Below are 25,263 nucleotides of genomic sequence, written 5' to 3'. Positions count from 1 at the left end.
ACGCGGCGAGATGCCACGTCAGGCGCCGGGCAGCGCCCGGCATGCGATTCTGCAGACTAGGACTGTGGGCCGCCGGCCACGGTTCAGTCCCGCCGGCTGGCTCGCTGGGCTTTGGCGGAAAAGTGTCGGCGCGTGGCAACTTTTCCGCCGGGCGCTAGGCCTTGAACAACTCCGCCAGCGGAATGAAGCGCACCGGATCGCCGACGCCGAAGGTGCGATCCTCGCGAATCTCCACCAGGCCATGGGCCCAGGCCGCCGTCTGCAGCACATTGGAGCCCTGGTTACGATGGGGGACCGCCCGCCCCCCTTCGAGACGCGCCCGCTGGTATTCGCGGCGGGCACCGGCACGGGGCCAGTCGAAACCGGCCGGCACCTCGATGCTCAAGGGCGCCACATCGATCTTGCCGGCACGGCGCAGCAGGTAGGGCCGCGCCAGCAAGCCGAAGGTCACCAGGGTCGACGCCGGGTTGCCCGGCAGGCCGATCACCGGAATGCCGCGGAAGCGACCGCAGGTCAGCGGCTTGCCCGGCTTGAGCGCCAGCTTCCAGAGGGTCAGCTCGCCCGCTTCGCGCAACGCCTGGCCGAGAAAATCGGCTTCGCCCACCGAAACGCCGCCGGTGGAGAGGATGAGATCGGCCTGCAGCGACGCCAGCCGGGTACGGGTATGCTCCAGGTCATCCGGCAGGATGCCCTGGTCCGACACCTCGCAGCCCAGGCGCTTCAGCCAGCTGATGAGCAGGGCCCGATTGCTGTTGTAGATCTGCCCCGGCCCTAAGGGCTGGCCGGGCACGACCAGTTCGTCACCGGTCGAGAGTACCGCGACCCTGGGGCGTCGATAGACGTCGAGCCGGGCGCGACCGAGGGAGGCGGCAACGCCCAGCTCGACCGGCCCCAGGGCAGTACCGGCCGACAGCACCTCGTCCCCGACCTTCACCTCGTTGCCACGGCGCCGGATGTTGCGCGCCGGACGCAAGGTTTCGAGAAAGCGCACCCGGCCGTCGTCCTGTACCTCGGTGTTTTCCTGCATCTCCACGCAGTCGGCACCCGCCGGTATCGGCGCGCCGGTAAAGATCCGGGCGCAGGTGCCCGGCTCCAGCGGCGCAGGCGCCTGGCCGGCGAAGATGCGTTGGGAGACCCGCAGCGGCTCGCCTTGCCAGTCGTCCAGCCGCAGGGCGTAGCCGTCCATGGCACTGTTGTCCCAGGGCGGCAGGTCCAGGTCGGCGATCAGCGGCGCGGCCAGGATGCGGCCGTCGGCCTCTTCCAGGGCGACGCGCTCCTGGGGCAAGGGGCCGTCTTCGGCGGCCAGGGCCAGCAGCCGGGCCAGCGCCTCTTCGAGGGACAGCAGGCTCATCCGCGCGGCCCGCAGGGCTCGGCCTGCTTGAGATGGGGCACGAAGTTGCACGGGCGATGACGATTATCCAGCTGCTCGCCGAGGATGCCGTCCCAGGCGGTGCGGCAGGCATTGGTGGAACCGGGCAGGCAGCAGACCAGGGTGCCGTTGGCGAGCCCGGCCAGGGCGCGGGACTGCACGGTGGAGGTGCCGATGTCGGCCACGGAAATCTGCCGGAACAGCTCGCCGAAGCCATCCACCTGCTTGTCCAGCAGGCAGGCCACGGCTTCGGGGGTGCTGTCGCGGCCGGTGAAGCCGGTGCCGCCGGTGATCAGCACCACCTGGACCTGCTCGTCGGCGATCCACTGGGCGACCTGGGCGCGGATCTTATAGAGGTCGTCCTTGAGCAGCACACGCGCGGCGAGGAAATGGCCGGCGGACTCCAGGCGGTCGACGAACAACTGCCCCGAGGTATCGGTCTCGAAGGTGCGGGTGTCGCTGACCGTCAGCACGGCGATGTTCAGCGGTACGAAAACCGCCTCGGCTTTGTGGCTCATCTGCTTGGGTTTCCGAAGTGCGAGGAAAGAAGGAGTGCAGCGGAAGACCACCGGAAGGACCTTGGGTTTCCCGGCAGCGCCGTTACCCGGATCGGCAGCGGCCAGGAGGGCGACCGTGCCGGTGGCGCTGACCGGCGTGGCTCTGCCGGAGGGTCCGCGGGATCTGCATGGGTACAGCCTAGAGGAAAAGCCGACGCCCCTTCAACCGAAGGGGCGCCGCTGCTGGGCTCAGCGCTGGCGCTGCTCGCCTTCGGCGTGGGTGTCCCACTTGATCGGCCGCGGATCGGCGATGGTATTGGCGTCCTGAGAGAAGCGGCCGTATTGCGGCGCGATGTTCGGATCATCCGCCCAGGTCGCCTGCTGGGTGAAGGTGCCAGCCTTGCGGTCGAACTTGAGGACGTGCTGGGCCGTCTTGTTGCCCCAGTCCGAGGATGGCAGGGAGATGAAAACCACCTCGTACTTATCGTCGGTCAGCTTGCCGTGTACCACGTAGACGCCGTAATGCTCCTCACCCGGCGAGATGATCTTGTACACGCCATTGTCGTAGTAATAGAGGGTGGCGTCGGGATAGGGCTTCTTCTCATACATCTTTTCGTAGAAGAGCTTCTGCCGGATGGTCGGCTTGCCGAATTCGACCTTGACCGAGGGAGGCTCACCGCCGCCTGCGGCGAAGGCGGGCAGTGCCGCAAGGGTGAGGATGGACAGCAGCATCGTCTTCATCGTGACACAAACTCCTTTCTGGGCAGGGACTCCCACTCGCAGCTGGAGCGGGATCAAAGGTGTCTAGCACGCCGATTTTAAGCGAGCGCGCCCGAGTCTAGCCCAGGGTCCTGCCCAGGACCAACCCGCTCCCCTGCCAGCAAGCCAACCTGAACTGGGCTAGCATGACGACCCGATTCCGCCCTGGGCCTGCGCCCAGGCGCCCAGCCGAGGTCTCCTGCATGCCGCTCCCGCCCGCCTCCATCCTCATCCTCGCCGGCGGCCGCGGGCAACGCATGGGTGGGCGCGACAAGGGCATGGTGGAATGGCAGGGCCAGCCCTTGGTCGCCCACGTGCAGCGCGCGGTACGGGCGCTCACCGACGATCTGGTCATCTCCTGCAACCGCAACGCCGAGCGCTACGCCCAATGGGCCGACCAGGTAGTGGCCGACGAGGAACCGGACTATCCCGGCCCCCTGGCCGGCATCCTAGCCGGAATCACCGCGAGCCGGCATGACTGGGTCCTGCTGCTACCCTGCGATGCGCCCCGTATCGATGCGGCTCTCGCCCAGCAACTGCTGGCGGCCGCCCAGGCGAGCCAGGGACCGGTCATGGCCCGCCAGGGCGGCTACTGGCAGCCGTTGTTCACCGCCCTGCCCCGGCACCTGCTGCCCGCACTGCGCAGCGCCTGGGCCCAGGGCGAACGCAGCCCGCGCGGAGCGCTGCTGCCCCTGGGGCTCACTGCCGTCGACTTCGCCGAGGACGACCCACGCCTGGCCAACTTCAACGACCCCACGGCGCTGGAAAGACCCGTCTAAAGGCTCGCGCCTTCACCTGGGCGCAGGCGGGTCCTTTCCACAATGGTTGCGTGACCGCCCGGTTCCCGGACGAACTCACCCCCTCACCCGCGGTCCTAAGCCCGCTTGGTTGCCAAGAAAGGAGACCGCCCCATGAACAAGCATCTGCTCCCCGCCGCCCTGCTGGTCGTTGCCAGCGCCCTGCTCGCCGGCTGCTCCACGCCCAGCGTCATCACCCTCAACGATGGCCGCGAGATCCAGGCCACCGACACGCCGAAATACGACGAAGACTCGGGCTTCTATACCTTCAAGCAGCTCGACGGCAAGCCGACCCGCATCAACAAGGACCAGATCCGTACCATCAAGGAACTGTGATTCCTGCCCGGCGCGTTTTTTTCGCCTAACCCCTTGTGCTTGCATGAGTTTTAGGTAGAATGCGCGCCATCCATTACGGAGCGTAGCGCAGTTTGGTAGCGCGTCTCGTTCGGGACGAGAAGGTCGCTGGTTCGAATCCAGTCGCTCCGACCAAATCCGATCCAGCAGGATCACCCCAAGGCCCGCCTAGTGCGGGCCTTGTCGTTTCTGGGTGTTTTGTGTGGGCGCCGCTCTTTCCGAGCCTTGATTCCTGCGTTGGGAAATGCTTGCCCTAGCCAGGTAACGGAAAGGCCAAAAGCAGGCTCCCTTCCCCCTCTTCATTCTCCTTTTCATCGCTGGACGCGATTACCGTCTGCCCTGTTTTGACGGAGACGCCCTGCACTCCCTCTTGTATACTGAACCGCGAGCACGCCGAAGCCCCAGGGACTAGCAGCGCCTAAATCTTCCTGCCTTTAGAGGGCCACAGGGTGTGCAGCCGACCAACCGCACCGATCAGCCCTCCCTGGCCAGCGAAAGGCCGACGACGGGCGGCGTGGCGGCGCGGCAGTGTCGGGGCAACCGGCCCCACACCTTGGCCGCCAGAGGCCGCGCCGGAGGGCTCTGCACCAGGCGCGCGCCGTTGTCACCCCGCCACACCTGCGGGCTAAACGTGTCGCTTTTTCTGTACCCCTGTATTCGCCCTTAAGCTGCGCCAGTCGCAGCCTAGGAAGGCAGATGGCAGCCTGGAATTTCCCTGCGGATCCTTGCCCCCCCAAGCATTTTGGTCAGTTGCTATCTGGCAACCGGTAGTCGAGCTAAAATAGTACGTATTCCTAGCTATCCTAGGCACGCTGGTAGGCCATTTCATCGTCACCATGGCCTTTTTTCCACCAATTCACTCGGGCGCACGTATGGACGACAAATTTTCATTTCTATCCGGATCATTAGCGCTTGAGAATAAGCCATTTCATTTTCAAATAGCTGGAACCATCCAAAACAAGCTTAAAGACCACAAGGGGTATGTAGGCTATAAACTTACTACTCTTGGCAGATCCTCAGACCAAGACGTACCATCTTTCATAGTAGTTTCTCAGCAAATTGGCATACTGCTAATCGATGTTGTTGAGGACAGGATAATCGACGTAATAGAACGCAGAGACGCAGATTACTGGAGGGCAGAGTCCGGACATATAACAACTTCTCGAGTTATAATTAACGAAATATACGAAGAAGAAGTACAAAGCCGCCTTAAAAACGACTTAGCACTCTATGATCGAAAAACACGCCGCTCTAAAGTACCAGTCCGAAGCGTTATAGTTTTCTGTGCAAATGACAAGGCTGAGCAATCAGACTTGGTTAATATCGAATTAACTTCAATAGAAAATTTAAGCTTCGATGAGATCGATGCATATCTAGACAACATACCTCTCGATTACAACTGCTCCGAGGAAGATTTAGGAAAAATATACTCTTTAATTGAGGGAACCTTTGTATATGAAAACAAAGATATACCGATAGAAGAAAAGCCGCTCACCACCATAAATGACTACATCCAAAAATCATTACAGACGACTTTCAAACAGGACGATGCACAAAGAAGGGCAGCGATGCAGCTACCTCCTGGCCCACAAAGGATACGGGGGCTAGCAGGAACAGGAAAAACCATTGTCCTCTGCTTGAAAGCAGCCATCACACACAAAAAGTTTCCAGATTTTAAAATACTTTATCTTTTTAATACCCAAAGTCTTTACCAGCATGTTCAGAGCTTAATCTCGAGGTACTATACCTTAGAAGCGAAAAAAGCACCCGACTTTGATACAAGGATAGATGTCTACCATGCATGGGGTGGAAGACAGAGACCTGGACTTTACTCAAGCCTATGCCAAAAAATGGGCATCACGCCTCTAACATTTCAAGATGTAAGAGGATCGAGCGACGCTTTGGGATCCATCTATAGAGATCTTCTCCTAAAAGTTGGAGACAAGATACAGCCTGAATACGACTTGGTACTAATAGATGAGGCACAGGATTTTTCAAATGAAATCTTCCAAGTAGCTTACAAGTTGGCCAAGGGTGAGGGCCAACAAAAGCGTATTATATGGGCATACGACGAATTCCAATCTCTTCGTGACTCTTTCATTAAAGGGCCGTCAGAATTGTTCGGGTCAGGCACTGACGGAAAACCAAACCTACCTGACACGATACTCAATGGATCGTATGAGGGCGGGATTCCCAAAGACTTCGTTCTACCAAACTGCTATCGAACTCCACGACCTGTTCTGATGACTGCACATGGGGTCGCAATGGGCATTTACTCTAAGCAGCCCAGCGAAATGTTCTATTACGCTGCCGAATGGAATGCCATTGGCTACAGAGTAAACGAACCAAGAACCTTGGAAATTCATCAAGGCGATCAAGTTGACATAGAAAGACCGGACGAAAACAGTAAAAACCTTCTTGAAGGAATTCTAAATGACAACCGACGCAAACCGCTGAACCTTATACAAACTCACACAGCTGAAAACGAAGATGATCAGCTTACGTACATAAGCCAAAGCGTTAAACGTCTGATAGACGAACATGCCGTTGCACCAGAAGAAATAATAGTAATCAATCTCCGCTCAGGAAATAACAAGAGCGCAATGCTGGCAATTCAAAGAGCCCTCACTAATGCCGGAGTGAAATCCGTACTTCCTGGCTATGTGGAAAGTGCCGATGTTTTCAAGCCAAAAGGCTTTGTCACAATCACCACTCCTTTCCGAGCAAAAGGAAATGAGGCAAATATAGTATTTGTGCTAAATGCCCAACTAGTTGTGAGCGATTTTACACTGAGAATGAGAAACGCTTTCTTTGTGGCAGTCACTCGATCTAGGGGATGGTGCTACATCACTGGCTACGGCACTAATATGGCATCACTTACAAATGAAATTGAAGCCATCAAGCAGGACTTCCCTAGATTTAAGTTTGCCTGCCCCGACCCAGCGATTGTTAATAGCAACAAAACGTTCCTGAACAAAACCGACAAAGAGCTTGATGAGTTACAACGTGCCCTTGAGATTATTGAGAAGCATCCGGAACTTTCGATAAACATCGAGCGACGCAAGTAGGATGCCATATGAAATTTGCACATGCAGAGCAAGGCATACGAAATGCGATTCGGCATCTTGCATCGCATACCCAAGTTCAGAACTCTTGTATAATCCATGATGAGCTTCAAATAACTTGGCAAGGCAGAAAGCCAGGTATCTACAAAAACTCGTACTACCCGATTGAGTATCAAAAGCTATTAGACAGCCAACAATATTCAGTTCTTTTATCGGACGGATCATTTTTCCAGTTTTATTATGGCTTTGATGCTACAGAGAAACTACAAAAAGGGAGATTAGCCTTTTACCCTTCACCGATAAAAAGCTCATCAAGTCAAGACGAGATCTTTGTAGCAGCAGAAGAGGCTCTCGATAGAGAAGATCTTGACCTCTATAATCACCTTTACAACTGGACCGAGCTTATGGAAAGCCAGGGTCACAGCCCATGCAATACATCTCATATTAGGTTTGATTTTGACGCTGCGGTGACAGCTCACTGTCAATCCCACATGCAAATTAGCGGTGTTCAAGAGCTCCGCATTGCAGCTGATTTCTTCCCTCAACCGTTAGCCTTCGTACAAATTTGCGAGGCTGTGGTTCATGGCCTCTCACCAATGCGAATGGCCGATCTGTCCTTTGAGCGAAGACATTCTTTGAACCTAGATAAACCGGGCTCCCTGATCCATCTCATCAACTGGCCAGAATAGGGAATTGAACCGCCGGCCAAATGGATCGAATGGCCTCAGCCAGGGCGCAGGTTAAGCACCGTGTATGCCAGCTTGTATGCCGACAAGCCACCACGGCCTCAAATCTCAACTCTCATGCGGCCTGCAGCGCTTAGGCTTGACGTAGTCGCTCGACCAAATCCGATCTACCAGGATCACCTCAAGGCACGCTTAGTGCGCGCCTCGTCGTTTCTGAAGACTTCTTCTGCACTCCTGCTAGGAGCCCCCTACCTCCTACTCACCACCAACCGCGCCGCAAACGCTAGAAAGACCACCCCCGTCGTCCGATCCAGCCAGCGGATCACCGCAGCCTTGCGCAACACCTCCCCCAGCGCGCGGGTAGCGCCGATCAGGGTGAGGGACCAGAGCAGCCCCAACACCACATGGATAGCGACCAGGCCGAAGGTCCAGGCGATCAGGGGTTGGCCTTGGGGAATGAATTGCGGCAGGAAGGAGACGTAGAAGATGCCGACCTTGGGATTGAGCACGTTGCCCAGCATGCCCTTGAGCAACCACTTGGAAGAGGTGCCCTGCTCCGCCGAGGCGCTGGTGAAGGTGGTACGCGGACGCAGCAACAGATTCAGGCCCAACCAGCAGAGGTAGGCGGCGCCGCAGTATTTGAGCAGGGTGTAGGCCAGCTCCGATACGGCCAGTAGCGCGCCCAGGCCGAAGGCCACCGCGGCGCCCCAGAGCAGGCAGCCCAGGTTGATGCCCAGGGCCGCCCTCCAGGCCTGGGCGCGGCCTTCGACGGCGGCGGTGCGCAGTACCAGCGCGGTATCCAAGCCCGGCGTGAGGGTAAGCAGCGCGGCCGCGAGGGTGAAGGCGAAGAGATTGTCGACGATGGACATGGCGGGGCTCGTTGCGGCGGTGACGCCGCAACGGTAGCACGGGATAGCGGCAGCTCGAACCTAGGCGCCTAGCCCATCAGGCTGCCCTTAGGCGGCCTGGAGGTGGCTTCAACCCGCGGCGCGGAAGGCGGGTTCGTTCTCGGCGATGTAGCGGGCAGCGGCGCGGCGCGCTTCCAGTTCGAACGCCTGGGGATTGCGGTCGACGAGGCGTTCCAGGGTGCCGCGCGGAATGCCATCGGCTTCGAAGTCGGTACGGCAGAGCAAGGCGCCGGCATGGCAGACATTGCGCTCGACCGCCTCGATCAGGCCGCCCAGGCGCACGCTCTTGACGATGTTGTGCGGCAGGCGGCGACTACGGCGCAGGGCTGCGGTGGCGGTGGTCAGGACGTCGAGGATTTCGTCCTCGACCGGGCTGAAGGGGCCGTTGCCGAGCTTGCACTTCTGCTGCAGGTAACGCCGGGAGAGCAGATGCCCCTGGCGTTCGAGGGCTTCGCGCGCCGCCATGTCCAGGCGCCCGCGACTTTCCAGGCTGCGCTCCAGCGCGATGAGGAATTCCCAATCGGTGATCTGAGTAATCTGGGTGATGACTGCGTCCATGAAGCGCTCCTTGCCAGTCGGGAATAGATGGCACATTGATAGTGTTCAGGGCATTTGGTTCCAGGCTCGAAGAACTTGCCGACGAACGTCATATCATTTGGCCATTGTTGCCCCGGTGTAGCGCACGAAAGGCACCCGAACGGGGCGATCGCACCGTTTTGCGAGGAGGTAATCGCGGGGGAAAAGACGCCCGTTGGCGGCGGGAGGCTAGCGACGCGGCAGCAGGCTCTCGACCAACTGGCGCAGATCGGCAACACCCCAGGGCTTGGGCAGGAAGGCGGCGCGGCGTGGCAGGACGGCGAGATCCTGGTCGATGTAGCCGGAGATGATGATGAAGGGCACCGTTGGCCAGCTGGCCGCGGCCAGTTGCGCGAAGGCCAGGCCATCCAGGATGCCCGGTACGTTCACATCGGCGATGACCAGCTTGGTGTCACCGCTGTGTGCGTCCATGTGAGCCAGGGCCTCGTCGCTGGAGGCGACGGCGACGACATCCAGTCCCTGTTCGGTAAGGACTTCGGTCAGCAGCTCGCGCTGCCCCGGATCGTCTTCCAGAACAAGGATTTGTCTTTGTATATCAAGGCTTCTCGGCTTCATGGCAGCTCAGACATCGGATGAGTGCGAGATTCTCCGCGGACTTCCTTAACGGTCACCTGAGGCGGGTGAGCGGTACGCTGGCCACTGGCCGCCAAAGCCGCACTCCGCCTGGCTTACAGCCCGACAAGGGCCGCCCTAGAGAGGCTCAAGCGCGACGTCGATGAAGTTTTTTTGCCGCTGGGTTGTCTGAGGGCCAAGACGCCCATTTGCCGCGCAAGGATCCCGCATACGTGAGCCAGATGCCCAAGTCCCGCAAGGCGCGGGTCGACAATTCAGCGACAGGCGATATTTCGCACCAGGGCAAGAACATTTTCTTCGCCGCCGTGGAAACCACGCGGATGCCGATGCTGGTGACCGACCCGTCGCAGCCGGACAATCCGATCATCTTCGCCAACAACGCCTTCATCGAGATGACCGGCTACCAGGTGGACGAGCTGATCGGGCAGAACTGCCGCTTTCTGCAGGGCCCGGAGACCGATCGCGCGGTGGTCAGCCAGATTCGCGAGGCGGTGGAGCAGAAGCGCGAGTTGTCGGTGGAGATCATCAACTACCGCAAGGATGGCTCGAGCTTCTGGAACGCGCTGTTCATCTCGCCGGTGTACAACGATGCGGGCGAGCTGATCTATTTCTTCGCCTCCCAACTCGACGTCAGCCGGCGCCGCGATGCCGAGGATGCCTTGCGCCAGGCACAAAAAATGGAGGCCCTGGGGCAGCTCACCGGTGGTATCGCCCACGACTTCAACAACCTGCTGCAGGTGATGATGGGCTACATCGACATCATCCAGCGCACCGCGGAGAAGCCCAGCTTTGATCAGGAGCGCATCCTGCGCAGCGCCACCCATGCCAAGTCGGCCGCCGAACGGGCCAGCACCCTCACCCAGCAGCTGCTCGCCTTCTCGCGCAAGCAGAAGCTGGAGGGTCGGGTGCTCAATCTGAACAACCTGATCCGTACCTCCCACGAGCTGGCCGAACGCACCCTGGGCGACGTGGAAATCCGCACCCAGTTGGACCCCCACTTGTGGAACTGCCGGATCGACCCGACCCAGGCCGAGGTGGCGCTGCTAAACATCCTGATCAACGCCCGCGATGCTCTGGCGGATCGCCCTAAGGCCAGCGTGGGGATCGAGACGCGCAACGTCGAGGTCCGCGAGCTGGCCAATATGTCCTATGACGGCCTGATGCCAGGTCGCTACGTCAGCCTGGCCATCACCGACAACGGCCATGGCATGCCGGCCAGCATCCGCGATCGGGTGATGGACCCCTTCTTCACCACCAAGGAGGAAGGCAAGGGGTCGGGCCTGGGGCTGTCGATGGTCTATGGCTTCGCCAAGCAATCCGGCGGGACGGTGCGCATCTATTCGGAGGAAGACGTCGGCACTACCCTGCGTCTGTATTTCCCGGTGGACGATAGCCACATCACCTATCAGCAACAGGAACAGCGCTCCGACCGACGCAGCGGCACCGAACGCATCCTGGTGGTGGAAGATCGGCCGGATGTCGCCGACCTGGCCAAGCTGGTGCTGGAAGACTATGGCTACACCGCGCAGATCGCCATCAATGCCAGCGAAGCCTTGCGCATCCTGCGCGAGACCGAGCAGCCGTTCGACCTGGTGTTCACCGACCTGATCATGCCGGGGGGCATGAACGGCGTGATGCTGGCCCGCGAGGTCAAGCGGCTGTACCCGGACACCAGGGTGCTGCTCACCACCGGCTACGCGGAAAATTCCCTGGAGCGCACCGATATCGGCGGCTCGGAATTCGAGGTGATCTCCAAGCCCTATATTCCCAACGATCTGGCGCGCAAGGTGCGGCGGGTACTGGACGGTCCGAGCGGCGTCACCTGAGCGGGGCGGTGCCTGGCGCGGATGGCGGAAGATAGCGGCAAAGGTTACCGCCGGTGTACCAAAGTGGCCTGGAGCGATCTAGCGTATTAGACTGACGATTGTTGCGGCACGGGAAGGCCCTTCACCTACCCTGTCGTCGTCCTCAGGCCAAGCTCCAGCGGGTCCTGCAGGTTGCCGCCGCACGTTGCGAGTCGGCACCAAGGCCTCGCCACCCGGCGTTTCCTGCCCTTTCGTTTGCGCCGCCGCGAGGTCCGCTCAGCCATGAACTCCCCCAGTCACTCAATCATCGCGACCGGCAATCCCGGCCTGGACGGGGTGTTGCGCGGCGGCCTGCCGAGAGATCGTCTCTATCTGCTGGAAGGCACTCCGGGCTCGGGCAAGACGACCCTGGGCCTGCAGTTTCTCTTCGAAGGGGTGCGCCAGGGCGAGTCGGTGCTCTACATCACCCTCTCGGAAACCAGCGAAGAGTTGCAGAGCGTGGCCGAATCCCATGGCTGGAGCCTGGAGGGCGTGCACCTGTTCGAGTTGTCGGCTGCCGACGCGGTACTCGGGGGCGCGCAGGAGCAGACCATCCTGCATCCCTGGGAGTCGGAACTGGGCGATACCATCGAGCTGATCCAGGCCCGGGTGGATGAAATCAAGCCCAGCCGCCTGGTATTCGACAGCCTGTCCGAGATGCGCCTGCTGGCCCAGGACCCGCTGCGCTATCGGCGCCAGGTGCTGGCGCTCAAGCATTTCTTCGCCGGGCGTGGCCTGACCGTGCTGCTGGTGGATGACCTGACCACCAGCGGCGGCGAGCGGGACAATCACCTGCACAGCCTCTGCCATGGGGTACTGACCCTGGAGCGCCTGACCCTGGACTTCGGCGCCGCCCGCCGGCGCCTGCAGGTGCAGAAGCTGCGCGGCGTGGACTTCATCGCCGGCTATCACGACTTCACCATCCGCCGTGGGGGCCTGGAAGTCTATCCGCGCATGATCGCGGCGGGGCGCCACCAAGACTTCGTCGGCGCCCCGGTACCCAGCGATATTCCCGACCTGGATGCCCTGCTGCATGGCGGACCGTTGCGCGGCACCAGCACCCTGATCACCGGCCCGGCCGGTACCGGCAAGACCACCCTGGCCCTGCAGTACGTAGTGGCCGCTTGCGCCCGGGGCGAGCGCTGCGCCGTCTATGAGTTCGACGAGCGCATCGGTACCCTGATGAAGCGGGCGGAAAGTATGGGGATGCCGCTGCTGCGCTATATCGAGGAGGGCCTGCTGGTGGTCCACCAGATCGATCCCGCCGAGCTCTCTCCCGGCGAATTCGCCTGGCGCGTGCGGCGGGACGTCGAAGAGCACGACTGCCGCATGCTGGTGCTGGACAGTCTCAATGGCTACCTCGCCGCCATGCCGCAGGAACAGCAGCTAATCCTGCAGATGCATGAGCTGCTCTCCTACCTCAGTCAATCCGGGGTGGTGACCTTTCTCCTCAATCCCCAGCACGGCCTGGTCGGTTCGATGACCACCAATCTCGATATCTCCTACATCGCCGACACCGTGGTACTGATTCGCTTCTTCGAAGCCCACGGGCGCCTGCGCAAGGCGATTTCCATCCTCAAGCACCGCGGTGGCGGTCACGAAGATGCGATCCGGGAACTGCGCATCGATACCCGAGGAATCCGGGTGGGCCAACCCCTGGTGGAATTCCGCGGCGTCCTCACCGGTACGCCGGAATACTTCGGTGCCACGCAACCCCTGATGGAACAGCGCGATTGACCGAGACAGCGGCGCCGTCCTGCGAGCTCATCATCTGCGCACCGCTACGGGGTGACGCAGCCAGCCTGCAGCGGCTATTCACCCAGGGTTACCACACCCGCTACCTGAGCAGCCTCGACGAGGTGGCGGCCGCCCTCGGCGACGAGACCGGGATCATCGTGTTCACCGAGGAAGCCCTGCGGCAGAACATGGGTGCCCTGAGCGGGGCGCTGGAGCGACAGCCGACCTGGTCGGACATCCCGCTGGTGCTGCTGGCCTCCGACGCCAAACGCTCGGGCCGGGGCAACGATCTGCTGCGCCGGCAGTTGCCCGCGGCGGCGACCAACGTGGTCATCCTGGAACGCCCCCTGAGCGGCGCTTCCCTGCTCAGCAGCGTTGCCGCCGCCTGGCGTTCGCGCCTGCGTCAGTTCGAGATGCGTGATCGCCTCAGCGAACTCGCCCAGGAGCGCGAGCGCATGCAGACCCTGCTGGAGAACCTGCCGGTCGGGGTGTGCTTCATGGACCGAGAAGGCCGCACCCTAGTCAGCAATCCCTTCTACGAGCAGCATGTACCGGGGCAGCGCATCCCCTCCCGGCAACCCCGGGAAGCGGCGCGCTGGGCAGCGCTCGACAGTACCGGGCAACTGCTGCCGCCCGATCAATTTCCGGGCGCGCGGGCCTTGCGGGGGGAGCGCGTCAGGGGCCAGGACTTCTATCACACCACCGCCGACGGTGCGGAATCCTGGCTGCGCGTGAGCGCGGTGCCCTTGCATGACGACGCCCAGCAGATCATCGGGGCGACCACGGTGATCGCCGACATCAGCGACGAGAAGCGGGCCGAACTGGCCTTGCGGCGCTTCAACGAAGAGCTGGAGGTCCAGGTGCAGGAGCGCACCCGGACCCTGGCGCTCACGCTCAGCGAGCTGCAACGGGAAACCGCCGAGCGCAGCCGCGCCGAAGAGCAGTTGCGCCAATCGCTGAAGATGGAAGCGGTCGGTCAGCTCACCGGCGGGATCGCCCACGACTTCAACAACATGCTGACCGGGGTGCTGGGCGCTCTGGATCTGATGAGGATCAAGGGCAAGGGCCAACTGGCAGGGCTGGAGCGCTACATGGAAGCGGCCCAGCATTCGGCGCACCGGGCGGCGGCCCTCACCCAGCGCTTGCTGGCCTTCTCGCGTCGGCAGTCGCTGGAATCGCGGCCGATGTCCGCCAACGAACTGATCCTGGCGCTGCACGATCTGCTGCAACGCACCGTGAGCGAGCAGATCTCGGTGACGCTGGAATTGGGCACCGACCTGCCCTGGATCCTGGCCGATGCCAATCAGCTGGAGAACGCCCTCCTCAACCTGGTGATCAACGCCCGCGATGCCATGCCGGACGGCGGGCTCGTCACCCTCGCGACCTCCCTGGTCACCTGCAGCGAACAGGGTCCCGAGGACGATGCCCTGGCCCCGGGCGACTATGTCTGCATCGAAGTCCGGGATACCGGGACGGGTATCCCGGAGCGGTTGCTGGACAAGGTGCTCGAACCCTTCTTCACCACCAAGCCCCAGGGCCAGGGCACCGGCCTGGGCCTGTCGATGGTTTATGGCTTCGCCCGGCAGAGCAACGGCCGCCTGACCATCGCCAGCGATGCGACGGGGACGCGGATCTGCGTCTATCTGCCAACGGCGGAGCAGCGCCGCGAGTCGCCGCGCGTCGCGCCTAGCGAATTCACCCAGGGCGCCGGGGAGACCATCCTGTTGGTGGAAGACGACGATGCCGTGCGCCTGGTCAACCAGGAGGCGCTGGAAGCTCTGGGCTATCGGGTCTGGAGTGCGGCCGAAGGCAAGGCCGCGCTGCGCCTGGTGGAGCAGTTGCCCCAGCTGGACCTGCTGGTGACCGATGTCGGCCTGCCGGGCCTGAATGGCCGCCAACTGGCGGAGGTGATCCAGCAGCTCAGGCCACGCTTGCCGGTGCTGTTCCTGACCGGCTATGCCGAGGGCGCCCTGAGTAGAACGGCTTTCCTGGGTGGTAACATGGAGCTCATGACCAAGCCCTTCACCCTGGACCAGTTGGCCGCGCAGGTGGCCACCATGCTGTCCGGGTCAGCCCGGCGGGTGACGGCGCCCTCCTAGTGTGGTGTTTCAGAAGTTCGCGCAAGAATTGGCGAGTGATTTTTGTTCTTGGACCAGGCGCCAGGACGAGTCATAGCAGGGCTATGGCGAGGAGTGGCAACGCCGCCCAGGGCGGTCCGCCGCTGCGGACAAAAAGCGCCGCCAAAATTGCGTAGATAACTTTTGAAACACCACACTAGGGTCGCCCGCGCGCCATCGACTCAGCAAGGACCTTATGACTTCCCAGATTCGCCCCGCCCGTCGCGCAGACGCGGCCCGTATCCATGCCCTCATCGTCGAACTGGCCGACTACGAGAAGGCCGCTCATGAAGTGCTGGCCAGTCCGGCGCAGATCGAGGCGACGCTGTTCGCCGCCGCTACGCCGACCCGTGCCCTGGTCGCCGAGCACGACGGCCAGGTGGTGGGCTACGCCGTGTATTTCTACAGCTATTCCACCTGGCTGGGCCGCAACGGCATCTACCTGGAAGACCTCTATGTGAGCCCCAGCGCCCGCGGCACCGGCCTGGGCAAGGGCCTGCTGCGCGAACTCGCCCGCGAGGCGGTGGCCAACGACTGCGGTCGTTTGGAGTGGAGCGTGCTGGACTGGAACACCCCGGCCATCGACTTCTACGAAAGCCTCGGCGCGAAGGCGCAGGATGAGTGGGTGCGCTATCGCCTGGATGGCACAGCGCTGCGCGATTTCGCGGAAAGCGGCCGGTAGGCTCCCGTAGGTTGGGTTGAGCGTTAGCGAAGCCCAACACCGCACTGTTGGGCTTCGACGATAGAGCCGTCTCAACCCAACCTACGCGGATCGCGGCCATGTCGGTGCGCCGTAGCGACCGCTCCTACCGTGCCGCGACCTTGTCAGCCGTAGCGTGGAAAACGGCGCAGCCTTTTCCGCTGGGGGCTTAGCGGTGAGGCGCGCCCTCACCCCGGCCCTCTCCCAGGGGGAGAGGGAGTTAAACGAGCAGGCCTTCAGCACCCCCAGCTCCGGCAAGATCGCCGGAATCAGGGTGCGTCCCATTCGGAGAGGCGGTTGCCCCCACCCCCTTACAAATCCGCCAATTCCACCTGCGCCGGCCGGCGCTGCATCAACACCTTGCCGTGGCGGATGGAATACAGCGGCAGGCCCTGGCTGCGGACCATCTCGTAGTCGCTGTCGGCGGACAGCACCAGCAGGTTGGCTGGCCGCCCCTCCTCCAGGCCATAGCGGTCGCCCAGGGACAGCGCCTTGGCGCTGTTGACGGTGACCAGGTCCAGCGCCGATTGCAGGTTGCGATAGCCGAGCATGTGGCAGATGTGCAGGCCCGCCTCCAGCACCCGCAGGATGTTGCCGTTGCCCAGCGGATACCAGGGATCGACGATGGAATCCTGGGCGAAGCAGACGTTGAGGCCGGCCTCCAGCAGTTCGTTGACCCGGGTCACCCCGCGGCGCTTGGGAAAGGTGTCGAAGCGGCCCTGCAGGTGGATGCTCTCGGTCGGGCAGGAGATGAAGTTGATGCTGGCATGGGTCAGCAGGCGGAACAGCTTGGCGCAGTAGGCGTTGTCGTAGGAGCCCATGGCGGTGGTATGGCTGGCGGTGACCCGCGAACCCATGCCGCGGCTGCGCGCCTCCTCGGCGAGCACTTCGAGAAAGCGCGAGTGGGGATCATCGGTCTCGTCGCAATGGACGTCCACCAGGCAGCCGGTACGCTCGGCCAGGTCCATGAGGAATTTCACCGAACTCACGCCCTGGTCGCGGGTGTACTCGAAGTGCGGGATGCCGCCGACCACGTCGGCGCCCAGGCGAATGGATTCCTCCATCAGCTCGCGCCCGTTCTTGAAGGACTCGATGCCCTCCTGGGGAAAGGCGACGATCTGCAGATCGATCAGGTGGCCGGTCTCCTCGCGCACCTCCAGCATGGCCTTGAGCGCGGCGAGGGACGGATCGGTGACGTCCACGTGGGTGCGCACGTGCTGGATGCCATGGGCGGCCAGGGCACGGATGGTGCGCTTGGCGCGGGTCTTGGTGTCTTCCTGGGTGATGGTGGCCTTGCGCTCGCCCCAGCATTCGATGCCTTCGAACAGGGTGCCGCTCATGTTCCAGCGCGGCTCGCCGGCGGTGAGGGTGGCGTCGAGGTGGATGTGCGGCTCGACGAAGGGCGGCACCACCAGGTTGCCGGCGGCGTCGATGTCGTCGGGGCCTACCGTGGGCGGCATCAACTGTTCGGCGATGGCGGCGATGCGCCCGCCGTCTATGCGGATGTCGTACAGGCCTTCGCGGTCACGCAGGCGGGCGTTGAGGATGCGCATGGTCGATCTCCCTACAGCGAGGCAGGGGCGGTAGTGCGCCCCCGAATCAGCCCATTGAACACGCCATAGGCCAGTGCCGCCACCCCGATACCCACCAGGGGTGCCACCCAGGGAGAGCCGAAGGCGGCGACGGTGCCCAGGCCGTAGGCGGCCAGCCCCGGCCAGTTGTAGCGCGGCAGCCGGGCCTCGGCGAGCAGCGGATAGCGGCCGCGATGGCGCAACCAGTAGTCGGCGACGATCACCCCACCGATGGGCGGGATCACGGTGCCGAGCAGCACCAGATAGGGCACCAGCAGGTCGTACATGCCCAGCAACGCCAGGGCGGTGCCGATCAGGGCGCCGGCCAGGGTCACCGTCTTGCGCCGGTCGGTGCGCACCAGGTTGCAGCCGGCCACGGCGAAGTTGTAGATGGTGTTGTCCTGGGTGCTCCAGATATTGAGCAGCAGCATGGCCAGGGCGGCGGTGGCGAAGCCCTGCAGCATCAGCACCTCCACCACGTCGGGTTGCTGATAGACGATGGCGCCGTAGGCGCCGATCAGCACCATAAGGCCGTTGCCGATGAAGAAGCCGATCAGGCTGGCGAGCACTGCCACCCGAGTAGAGCGGGCGAAGCGCGTCCAGTTGGTGGCCTGGGTGGCGCCACTGACGAAGGTGCCAAACACCAGGGTGATGGCGGTGGACAGGTCCAGGCTGGCGCTGGGCTGGATCGCCAGCAGGCCGTCCAGGCCGCCGGCCTTGCTGGTCGTCACGCTCATGGACAGCACCAGCAGCACGGCCATGGCCGGCACGGCGATCCAGGAAAAGATCTCCAGGCCGCGATAGCCGACATAGGCGGTGGCGCAGAAGCCCAGGCCGAACACCGCCATCAGCGCCAGCACCGCGCCCTGCTCCAGGCCGAAGTACTTGCCCAGCACTACCGCAGCGGTGGCGGTGCCCCAGGCGTACCAGCCGATCTGGGTGAAGCCGAGGATGAGGTCGCAGAGCTTGCTGCCGCGCTCGCCAAAGGCGAAACGCCCCATGAGCACCGAGTTGAGGCCGCTGCGACAGGCGATATGGCCGAGGGCGGCGGCATAGAGACCCAGCAGCAGGTTGCCGATGGCGATGACCAGCAGCAGGTCGGCGAAGCCGAAGGCCACGCCCAGCTTGCCGCCGGCGAACATGGTGGCGGTGAAGAAGGTGAACCCCAGCAGCACCATGGCCAGGGAGGCCAGGCCCTTGCGGGCATGGGGCGGGACTTCGCTCAGGGGATAGTCGTTGCCGGCGGCATTGCTCATGACGGACTCCTCGGGATGGGCGTGCCTGTCCTGTAGCAGTGCTCGTGCCAGGGCTCGTCGAAGGGCGCTGCAGAGCCTTCCGCTCGGCCGTGGCCCGGACGCCGGAGCCCGACCATGGTGCACCGCCACGCCCTGTGCCTTGGCCGGGGGCGGTCAAGTGTGAGACGGTTGCCGCGGCTGTATCACAAGGAAAAGATCATGACCATGCCACGCCTCGCCGTCCTGGGTTCCGGTCTCATGGGCATAGGTATCGCCGTGCACCTCGCGCGCCACGGCCATGCCGTGCGCTTGCAGGACGTCGACCCCGCCCGCCTCGCCGAGGTACCGGCCACGGCTCGTACCCTGCTCGCCGAACTGGTCGAGGCCGGGATCGCGGTGGACACCAAGGCCGTCATCGACCGTCTGACTACCACCACTGAGCTTACCGACCTCGCCGACTGCGACCTGCTGTTCGAAGCCGTGCCCGAACGCCTGGAACTCAAGCACCGCCTCTATGCCCAGCTCGAAGCCGTGCTGCGGCCCGACGCCCTGATCGCCAGCAACACCAGCGGCCTGCCACCGGACGAACTGGCCGCCCACCTGCGCCACCCTGAGCGGCTGCTGATCGCGCACTTCTGGAATCCGCCGCACTTCATTCCCCTGGTGGAGTTGGTGCCTGGCAGTGCCACCCTGCCCGCCCATCTGGAGTCCGTGCGCCTACTGCTGGAAGCCGCCGAACTGGAAGCCGTGGTGTTGCAGCGGGCCATTCCCGGCTTCGTCGGCAATCGCCTGCAATTCGCCCTGCTGCGCGAGGCCCTGCACATCGTGCAGAGCGGCGCGGCCGATGCCGAGACGGTGGACCGGGTGATGCGCGCCTCCCTGGGTCGACGCTATGCCATGGTCGGTCCGCTGGAAGCGGCGGACATGGGTGGGCTGGACACCTTTCGCGACATCGCCAGCCATCTTTGGCCCACCCTGGCGCGGGATGAAACCCCGCTACAGGTACTGGAAGACCAGGTGGCCACCGGCCGTACCGGTCTGCGTAGCGGCGCGGGCTTCTACGACTGGGATGCGGCGCGCCGCGAGCGTATCGTCCAGCGGCGCCTGCACCAGCTGCGCCATGCGCTGAAGCCATGAGCGCCACGCCACCCGGCCTGCCGGGCCTGGACGACTATGCCGGCATCCGCCAGCGGGCGATCCGCTCGCTGTTCGAGATCATCGAGCAGACCAGCAACGGCACGGTGATCGTCGACCGCGAGGCGCGCATCGTCTGGATCAACCAGAGATACGCCCAGCACTTCGGCCTGCCGGATGCCGCCGCGGCCATCGGCCAGCCGGTGGAGCAGATCATCCCCCATAGCCTGCTGCGCGAGGTGGCGCGCAATGGCCAGCCGATCCTGCTGGACATGCTGGAGACCCGCAGCGGCCCCCTGGTGGTGATGCGCCTGCCGATCCATACCGACGAGGGCGAATTGATCGGCGCCATCGGCTTCGCCCTGTTCGACCAGTTGCAGCAGCTGGCGCCCCTGGTGACCCGTTACCTACGCATCCAGGAGGAGCTGGCCACCACCCGGCGCTCGTTGCAGCACGCGCGTACCGCCAAGTACGGCTTCGGCCACTTCGTCGGCAGCGGTCCGGCCAGCCTGGAGGTCAAGCGCCGTGCTCGCCGCGCCGCCGCCAGCGCGGCCGCGGTGCTGCTGCTGGGCGAGACCGGCACCGGCAAGGAGTTGCTGGCCCATGCCATCCACGGCGCCTCGCCACGCGCCGGGCGGCCCTTCGTCAGCATCAACGCCGCGGCCATTCCGGAAAGCCTGCTGGAAGCGGAATTCTTCGGCACCGCGCCGGGCGCCTTCACCGGCGCCGAGCGCCGGGCGCGCCCGGGCAAGCTGCAGATCGCCCAGGGCGGCACCCTCTTTCTCGACGAGATCGGCGACATGCCCCTGGCACTGCAGGCCAAGCTGCTGCGGGTACTACAGGAGAAGGAATACGAGCCGCTGGGCTCCAACGAGGTACTGGCCTGCGATGTGCGGATGATCGCCGCCACCTCCCGCGACCTGGAGGCCGCAGTGGCCGAGGGACGTTTCCGCGCCGACCTCTACTACCGGCTCAACGTGCTGCCGATCCGCATCCCGCCGCTACGGGAGCGCCTGGACGACCTGGCGATACTGGCCGAAGCCATCCTCGACGGCCTGCCCGCCGTGGCTGGGCAGCCCGCTCCCGAACTCACCGCCGACGGCCTGGCCCTGCTGCAGCGCCAACCCTGGCCCGGCAATGTGCGCGAGCTGCGCAACGTGCTGGAGCGCGCCGTACTGCTGGGTGACGACAGCCAGTTGGATGCCGCGGCGCTGGCGGAGGCTCTGGGCGTTTCTGCCGAATTGCCAGCCAGGCAGCCCGTGGCGAGCGCTACCGGCGAAACCTATGCCGAAGCCCGCCAGCGCTTCGAGCGGGAACTGTTCCAGTCCACCTTGGCCGCCTGTGGCGGCAAGGTGGACGAAGCCGCCCGGCGCCTGGGTCTGGGGCGGTCTACGCTGTACAAGAAGTTGGTGGCGCTGGGGCTGACATCTCAAAATTGAGACAAGCCTATATTTGGAGAAATATCTGTAGGAGCGGCCCATGGCCGCGATAGATCGTCAATCGCGGCCATGGGCCGCACCTACAATGTCTAGCCGTAGGTTGGGTTGAGATGGCTTTATCGTCGAAGCCCAACATGGCCGGCGTTGGGCCGTTGTTGGGCTTCGCTTCGCTCAACCCAACCTACAGTGTCCATCTTTTGAGAAAATTTGCCGGCGATTGGCTATCGCTAAAATAAAAGCCTACACAAAACAATCACTTAGAAATCTGGCACGGTTCTGGCTCCTAGGTTCAGGCGATCCCTGCATCGCCCTATAACAACAAGAACCGCTTCGCCCCAGGCGAAGCTCTAGGAGAAGCCATGAGTGTCCTGATCGCACTCGCCGCCCTGGCGCTGCTGATGTTCGCCGCCTACCGGGGTTTCAGTGTCATCCTCTTCGCCCCCCTCGCCGCCCTCGGCGCCGTGCTGCTCACCGACCCGTCCGCCGTGGCTCCCGCCTTCACCGGGGTGTTCATGGACAAGATGGTGGGCTTTCTCAAGCTGTACTTCCCGGTCTTCATGCTCGGCGCCCTGTTCGGCAAATTAATCGAGCTGTCGGGCTTCTCCCGCGCCATCGTCGCCGCGGCCATCCGCCTGCTCGGCCGCGAACGGGCCATCCCGGTGATCGTCGCGGTCTGCGCCCTGCTCACCTACGGCGGCGTCTCGCTGTTCGTGGTGGTCTTCGCCGTCTATCCCTTCGCCGCCGAGATGTTCCGCCAGAGCGACATCCCCAAGCGGCTAATCCCGGCGACCATCGCCCTGGGCGCCTTCTCCTTCACGATGGACGCCCTGCCCGGCACGCCGCAGATCCAGAACATCATCCCCACCAGCTTCTTCCAGACCACCGCCTGGGCCGCGCCCTGGCTGGGCCTGGCCGGTTCGCTGTTCGTCATCGCCGTGGGCCTGACCTACCTGGAGCGTGCCCGGCGCAAAGCCCGGCGCGAGCAGGAAGGCTATGCCAGCGTGCCGCTGCGCAACGAGCCCGAGACCGCCGCCGACCTGCCGCTGCCCAATGCCTGGCTGGCCCTGGCGCCGCTGGTGCTGGTGGGGGTACTCAACGGACTGCTGACCCGCTGGATTCCCGACTGGTACGGCGCCACCAGCACTCTGGCATTGCCCGGCATGGCCAAGCCCATCACCCAGGAAGTCGCCAAGCTGACCGGCATCTGGGCGGTAGAAGGCGCCCTGCTGGCGGGCATCCTGCTGGTGTTGGTCACCGGCTTCAGCGCCATCCGCGGCCGGCTGGCCGAGGGTAGCAAGACCGCCGTGTCCGGCGCCCTGCTGGCCGGCATGAACACCGCCTCCGAATACGGCTTCGGCGCGGTGATCGCCGCCCTGCCTGGCTTCGTGCTGTTCGCCCAGGGGCTCAAGGCCATTCCCGATCCGCTGATCAACGAGGCGGTGAGCGTGACCCTGCTGGCCGGCATCACCGGCTCGGCCTCGGGCGGCATGAGCATCGCCCTGGCCGCCATGAGCGAGACCTTCATCGCCGCCGCCAATGCCGCGGGCATCCCCCTGGAAGTGCTGCACCGGGTGGCAGCCATGGCCAGCGGTGGCATGGACACCCTGCCGCACAACGGCGCGGTCATCACCCTGCTGGCGGTGACCGGCCTGACCCACCGCGAAGCCTACGGCGGTATCTTCAAGATCACCCTGATCAAGACCGCCGCGGTGTTCTTCGTCATCGCCCTCTACTACCTGACCGGACTCGTCTAAGGAGACAGCCATGGACCTTACCGGCAAGACCGCCCTGGTCACCGGCTCCACCAGCGGCATCGGCCTGGGCATCGCCCAGCGCCTGGCCGCCGCCGGTGCCACCCTCATCCTCAACGGCTTCGGCGATCCCGCGCCGGCCCAGGCCAGCCTGTCCGGCCGCAGCGGCTTCCACGGCGCCGACCTGTCCCAGCCGGAGGAGATCGCAGACCTCTTCGCCTATGCGCAGCGCGACTTCGGCGGCGTGGACATCCTGGTCAACAACGCCGGCATCCAGCACGTGGCACCGGTGGAAGACTTCCCGGTGGAGCGTTGGGACGCGGTGATCGCCCTCAATCTCTCGGCGGTGTTCCACACCACCCGCCTGGCCTTACCGGGCATGCGCGAGCGTGACTGGGGCCGCATCGTCAACATCTCCTCGGTGCACGGCCTGGTGGCCTCCACCGGCAAGGCCGCCTACGTCGCCGCCAAGCACGGGGTGGTGGGCCTGACCAAGGTCACCGCCCTGGAGACCGCCCGCACCGGCATCACCTGCAATGCCCTCTGCCCAGGCTTCGTGCTCACCCCGCTGATCCAGCAGCAGCTGGACAGCCGTGGCAGCGACCCGGACCAGGCCCGTCGCGACCTGCTCAGCGAGAAGCAGCCGTCACAGGAATTCGTCACTACCACGCAACTGGGCGAACTGGCGCTGTTCCTCTGCAGCGACGCCGCCGCCCAGGTGCGCGGCGCTGCCTGGACCATGGACGGCGGCTGGACCGCTCAATAAACGACCCGAGGATCTACGCCATGAACAAGCTCTATCCCAACGCCGCGGCCGCCCTCGACGGGTTGGTGCGCGACGGCATCACCCTGGCCGTGGGCGGCTTCGGCCTCTGCGGCATCCCCGAGGCGCTCATCGCCGCGCTACGCGACACTGGCGCCCGCGAGCTGACCGCCATCAGCAACAACGCCGGGGTGGACGGCTTCGGTCTCGGCCAACTGCTGGAGACCCGGCAGATCCGCAAGATGATTTCCTCCTACGTGGGCGAGAACAAGGAATTCGAGCGCCAGTACCTGGCCGGCGAACTGGAACTGGAATTCACCCCCCAGGGCACCCTGGCCGAGAAGCTGCGCGCCGGGGGCGCCGGCATCCCGGCGTTCTACACCCGCACCGGCTACGGCACCCTGGTGGCCGAGGGCAAGGAAACCCGTGACTTCAACGGCCAGCCCCATGTGCTGGAGCTGGCGCTGACCGCCGACGTGGCCCTGGTCAAGGCGCAGCGCGCCGACAAGGCCGGCAACCTGGTGTTCAACAAGACCGCGCGCAACTTCAATCCGCTGTGCGCCATGGCCGGTCGCGTCTGCGTGGCCGAGGTGGAGGAGCTGGTGGAGACCGGCGAGCTGGACCCCGACCAGATCCACCTGCCCGGCATCTTCGTGCAGCGCCTGATCGTCAATGCCAACCCCGAGAAACGCATCGAGAAACGCACCCTGAGCGAGGAGAAGTAAGATGGCCTGGACCCGCGAACAGATGGCGCAACGCGCCGCCCGGGAGCTGCAGGACGGCTTCTACGTCAACCTCGGGATCGGCCTGCCGACCCTGGTGGCCAACTACATCCCCGCCGGCATGGATGTCTGGCTGCAGTCGGAAAACGGCCTGCTCGGCATCGGCCCCTTCCCCACCGCCGAAACGGTCGACCCCGACCTGATCAACGCCGGCAAGCAGACCGTCACCGCCCTGCCCGGCAGCAGCTATTTCGACAGCGCGACCAGCTTCGGCATGATCCGTGGCGGTCACGTGAACCTGGCCATCCTCGGTGCCATGCAGGTTTCCGAGAAAGGCGACCTGGCCAATTGGATGATCCCCGGCAAGATGGTCAAGGGCATGGGCGGCGCCATGGACCTGGTGGCCGGCGTGCAGCGGGTGGTGGTGCTGATGGAGCACACCGCCAAGGGTGCGCACAAGATCCTGCCGGCCTGCGACCTGCCGCTGACCGGCGTCGGTGTGGTCGACCTGATCATCACCGACCTGGCCGTGCTGGAGGTGACCGACACGGGCCTCAAGCTAGTGGAGCTGGCCGAAGGCGTGAGCCTCGATGAACTGCGCGCCGCCACTGGCGCCGCCATCCAGGCCTAGAGGAGACCCTAGTC

22 protein-coding genes and 1 tRNA gene are annotated in these 25,263 nt (G+C 63.7%); 15 read left to right on the top strand and 8 right to left on the bottom strand.

The annotated features are described in order from the left end of the window. Positions 1–154: 154 nt before the first annotated feature. From CCZ28_RS01230 to CCZ28_RS01220, 3 genes are all read right to left on the bottom strand, one after another. Positions 155–1,351, bottom strand: a complete 1,197-nt coding sequence (locus CCZ28_RS01230; RefSeq protein WP_140215234.1) for a molybdopterin molybdotransferase MoeA — start codon at positions 1,349–1,351, stop codon at positions 155–157. After that, a complete protein-coding gene (gene moaB, locus CCZ28_RS01225; RefSeq protein ID WP_058788146.1) occupies positions 1,348–1,887 on the bottom strand; it encodes a molybdenum cofactor biosynthesis protein B in 540 nt (179 codons plus the stop codon). Before moaB ends, CCZ28_RS01230 begins: the two co-directional genes overlap by 4 nt. Before the next feature lie 228 nt (positions 1,888–2,115). Next, positions 2,116–2,607 carry a hypothetical protein gene (locus tag CCZ28_RS01220; RefSeq protein ID WP_140215232.1) on the bottom strand — a complete coding sequence of 164 codons (492 nt, stop codon included), beginning with the start codon at positions 2,605–2,607 and terminating at the stop codon, positions 2,116–2,118. Positions 2,608–2,828: 221 nt separating this feature from the next. Here CCZ28_RS01220 and mobA point away from each other — a divergent pair, with 221 nt between their 5' ends. From mobA to CCZ28_RS01195, 5 genes are all read left to right on the top strand, one after another. Continuing rightward, complete coding sequence (gene mobA / locus CCZ28_RS01215; RefSeq protein WP_140215231.1) at positions 2,829–3,404, top strand: molybdenum cofactor guanylyltransferase MobA; 576 nt, start codon at positions 2,829–2,831, stop codon at positions 3,402–3,404. Positions 3,405–3,536: 132 nt separating this feature from the next. Then, positions 3,537–3,758: a YgdI/YgdR family lipoprotein gene (locus CCZ28_RS01210; protein ID WP_058761025.1), complete on the top strand. Its 222-nt coding sequence runs from the start codon at positions 3,537–3,539 to the stop codon at positions 3,756–3,758. A gap of 76 nt (positions 3,759–3,834) precedes the next feature. Then, positions 3,835–3,911: transfer RNA gene (locus tag CCZ28_RS01205), tRNA-Pro, on the top strand. A 737-nt stretch (positions 3,912–4,648) separates the two neighbouring features. Beyond that, complete coding sequence (locus CCZ28_RS01200) at positions 4,649–6,844, top strand: DEAD/DEAH box helicase (RefSeq protein ID WP_167509193.1); 2,196 nt, start codon at positions 4,649–4,651, stop codon at positions 6,842–6,844. Positions 6,845–6,852: 8 nt separating this feature from the next. Continuing rightward, positions 6,853–7,530, top strand: a complete 678-nt coding sequence (locus CCZ28_RS01195) for a DUF2290 domain-containing protein (protein WP_140215227.1) — start codon at positions 6,853–6,855, stop codon at positions 7,528–7,530. Positions 7,531–7,775: 245 nt separating this feature from the next. Here the strand turns inward: CCZ28_RS01195 and CCZ28_RS01190 are convergent, their stop codons facing one another. From CCZ28_RS01190 to CCZ28_RS01180, 3 genes are all read right to left on the bottom strand, one after another. Beyond that, positions 7,776–8,396, bottom strand: a complete 621-nt coding sequence (locus CCZ28_RS01190) for a LysE family translocator (RefSeq protein WP_140215225.1) — start codon at positions 8,394–8,396, stop codon at positions 7,776–7,778. A gap of 108 nt (positions 8,397–8,504) precedes the next feature. Further along, entirely contained in the window at positions 8,505–8,993 is a 489-nt protein-coding gene (locus CCZ28_RS01185; RefSeq protein ID WP_140215223.1) for a hypothetical protein, read from the bottom strand. Between the two features lie 207 nt (positions 8,994–9,200). Next, entirely contained in the window at positions 9,201–9,587 is a 387-nt protein-coding gene (locus tag CCZ28_RS01180; protein ID WP_058767244.1) for a response regulator, read from the bottom strand. Positions 9,588–9,826: 239 nt separating this feature from the next. Here CCZ28_RS01180 and CCZ28_RS01175 point away from each other — a divergent pair, with 239 nt between their 5' ends. From CCZ28_RS01175 to CCZ28_RS01160, 4 genes are all read left to right on the top strand, one after another. Continuing rightward, entirely contained in the window at positions 9,827–11,431 is a 1,605-nt protein-coding gene (locus CCZ28_RS01175) for a hybrid sensor histidine kinase/response regulator (RefSeq protein ID WP_140215221.1), read from the top strand. Between the two features lie 261 nt (positions 11,432–11,692). After that, a complete protein-coding gene (locus CCZ28_RS01170) occupies positions 11,693–13,186 on the top strand; it encodes an ATPase domain-containing protein (protein WP_140215219.1) in 1,494 nt (497 codons plus the stop codon). Then, positions 13,183–15,285: a response regulator gene (locus CCZ28_RS01165; protein WP_140215217.1), complete on the top strand. Its 2,103-nt coding sequence runs from the start codon at positions 13,183–13,185 to the stop codon at positions 15,283–15,285. Before CCZ28_RS01170 ends, CCZ28_RS01165 begins: the two co-directional genes overlap by 4 nt. 214 nt (positions 15,286–15,499) lie before the next feature. Then, positions 15,500–15,985 (top strand): GNAT family N-acetyltransferase, encoded by a 486-nt coding sequence (locus CCZ28_RS01160; protein ID WP_140215215.1) that lies wholly within the window; start codon positions 15,500–15,502, stop codon positions 15,983–15,985. Positions 15,986–16,314: 329 nt separating this feature from the next. On the opposite strand, the gene codA is transcribed toward CCZ28_RS01160, so the two are convergent. Together codA and codB are read right to left on the bottom strand one after the other, a co-directional pair. Beyond that, positions 16,315–17,556, bottom strand: a complete 1,242-nt coding sequence (gene codA / locus CCZ28_RS01155) for a cytosine deaminase (RefSeq protein ID WP_140215214.1) — start codon at positions 17,554–17,556, stop codon at positions 16,315–16,317. 11 nt (positions 17,557–17,567) lie between these two features. Next, positions 17,568–18,830, bottom strand: a complete 1,263-nt coding sequence (gene codB, locus CCZ28_RS01150) for a cytosine permease (protein WP_140215212.1) — start codon at positions 18,828–18,830, stop codon at positions 17,568–17,570. 198 nt (positions 18,831–19,028) lie between these two features. Here codB and CCZ28_RS01145 point away from each other — a divergent pair, with 198 nt between their 5' ends. From CCZ28_RS01145 to CCZ28_RS01120, 6 genes are all read left to right on the top strand, one after another. Continuing rightward, complete coding sequence (locus CCZ28_RS01145; RefSeq protein WP_140215210.1) at positions 19,029–19,946, top strand: 3-hydroxyacyl-CoA dehydrogenase family protein; 918 nt, start codon at positions 19,029–19,031, stop codon at positions 19,944–19,946. After that, entirely contained in the window at positions 19,943–21,382 is a 1,440-nt protein-coding gene (locus CCZ28_RS01140) for a sigma-54 interaction domain-containing protein (RefSeq protein ID WP_140215208.1), read from the top strand. Before CCZ28_RS01145 ends, CCZ28_RS01140 begins: the two co-directional genes overlap by 4 nt. 359 nt (positions 21,383–21,741) lie before the next feature. Continuing rightward, on the top strand, positions 21,742–23,136 hold the full coding sequence (locus CCZ28_RS01135; RefSeq protein WP_140215206.1) for a GntP family permease: 1,395 nt from the start codon (positions 21,742–21,744) through the stop codon (positions 23,134–23,136). A gap of 10 nt (positions 23,137–23,146) precedes the next feature. Then, the gene (locus CCZ28_RS01130; protein ID WP_140215204.1) at positions 23,147–23,899 is read left to right on the top strand and encodes a 3-hydroxybutyrate dehydrogenase; all 753 of its coding nucleotides are present in this window, start codon (positions 23,147–23,149) and stop codon (positions 23,897–23,899) included. Between the two features lie 20 nt (positions 23,900–23,919). Beyond that, positions 23,920–24,621 (top strand): CoA transferase subunit A, encoded by a 702-nt coding sequence (locus tag CCZ28_RS01125; protein WP_140215202.1) that lies wholly within the window; start codon positions 23,920–23,922, stop codon positions 24,619–24,621. Position 24,622: 1 nt separating this feature from the next. Further along, positions 24,623–25,249 (top strand): CoA transferase subunit B, encoded by a 627-nt coding sequence (locus CCZ28_RS01120; RefSeq protein ID WP_140215200.1) that lies wholly within the window; start codon positions 24,623–24,625, stop codon positions 25,247–25,249. Positions 25,250–25,263 lie beyond the last annotated feature (14 nt).

It is taken from the genome of Pseudomonas oryzihabitans, assembly GCF_006384975.1.
GTDB classification, from domain to species: domain Bacteria; phylum Pseudomonadota; class Gammaproteobacteria; order Pseudomonadales; family Pseudomonadaceae; genus Chryseomonas; species Chryseomonas psychrotolerans_B.
The sequence above is the reverse complement of the archived record's forward strand: the minus strand, read 5'-3'. Positions and strand labels throughout refer to the sequence as shown.

Bases quoted from the DNA above. Each gene is read 5' to 3' on its own strand.
- moaB (WP_058788146.1), bottom strand. From the start codon at position 1,887: ATGAGCCACAAAGCCGAGGCGGTTTTCGTACCGCTGAACATCGCCGTG.
- CCZ28_RS01210 (WP_058761025.1), top strand. From the start codon at position 3,537: ATGAACAAGCATCTGCTCCCCGCCGCCCTGCTGGTCGTTGCCAGCGCC.
- codA (WP_140215214.1), bottom strand. From the start codon at position 17,556: ATGCGCATCCTCAACGCCCGCCTGCGTGACCGCGAAGGCCTGTACGAC.
- CCZ28_RS01185 (WP_140215223.1), bottom strand. From the start codon at position 8,993: ATGGACGCAGTCATCACCCAGATTACTCAGATCACCGATTGGGAATTC.
- CCZ28_RS01145 (WP_140215210.1), top strand. From the start codon at position 19,029: ATGACCATGCCACGCCTCGCCGTCCTGGGTTCCGGTCTCATGGGCATA.
- CCZ28_RS01140 (WP_140215208.1), top strand. From the start codon at position 19,943: ATGAGCGCCACGCCACCCGGCCTGCCGGGCCTGGACGACTATGCCGGC.
- CCZ28_RS01135 (WP_140215206.1), top strand. From the start codon at position 21,742: ATGAGTGTCCTGATCGCACTCGCCGCCCTGGCGCTGCTGATGTTCGCC.
- CCZ28_RS01175 (WP_140215221.1), top strand. From the start codon at position 9,827: ATGCCCAAGTCCCGCAAGGCGCGGGTCGACAATTCAGCGACAGGCGAT.
- CCZ28_RS01190 (WP_140215225.1), bottom strand. From the start codon at position 8,396: ATGTCCATCGTCGACAATCTCTTCGCCTTCACCCTCGCGGCCGCGCTG.
- mobA (WP_140215231.1), top strand. From the start codon at position 2,829: ATGCCGCTCCCGCCCGCCTCCATCCTCATCCTCGCCGGCGGCCGCGGG.
- CCZ28_RS01170 (WP_140215219.1), top strand. From the start codon at position 11,693: ATGAACTCCCCCAGTCACTCAATCATCGCGACCGGCAATCCCGGCCTG.
- CCZ28_RS01230 (WP_140215234.1), bottom strand. From the start codon at position 1,351: ATGAGCCTGCTGTCCCTCGAAGAGGCGCTGGCCCGGCTGCTGGCCCTG.
- CCZ28_RS01195 (WP_140215227.1), top strand. From the start codon at position 6,853: ATGAAATTTGCACATGCAGAGCAAGGCATACGAAATGCGATTCGGCAT.
- CCZ28_RS01130 (WP_140215204.1), top strand. From the start codon at position 23,147: ATGGACCTTACCGGCAAGACCGCCCTGGTCACCGGCTCCACCAGCGGC.
- CCZ28_RS01120 (WP_140215200.1), top strand. From the start codon at position 24,623: ATGGCCTGGACCCGCGAACAGATGGCGCAACGCGCCGCCCGGGAGCTG.
- CCZ28_RS01125 (WP_140215202.1), top strand. From the start codon at position 23,920: ATGAACAAGCTCTATCCCAACGCCGCGGCCGCCCTCGACGGGTTGGTG.
- CCZ28_RS01200 (WP_167509193.1), top strand. From the start codon at position 4,649: ATGGACGACAAATTTTCATTTCTATCCGGATCATTAGCGCTTGAGAAT.
- codB (WP_140215212.1), bottom strand. From the start codon at position 18,830: ATGAGCAATGCCGCCGGCAACGACTATCCCCTGAGCGAAGTCCCGCCC.
- CCZ28_RS01220 (WP_140215232.1), bottom strand. From the start codon at position 2,607: ATGAAGACGATGCTGCTGTCCATCCTCACCCTTGCGGCACTGCCCGCC.
- CCZ28_RS01160 (WP_140215215.1), top strand. From the start codon at position 15,500: ATGACTTCCCAGATTCGCCCCGCCCGTCGCGCAGACGCGGCCCGTATC.
- CCZ28_RS01180 (WP_058767244.1), bottom strand. From the start codon at position 9,587: ATGAAGCCGAGAAGCCTTGATATACAAAGACAAATCCTTGTTCTGGAA.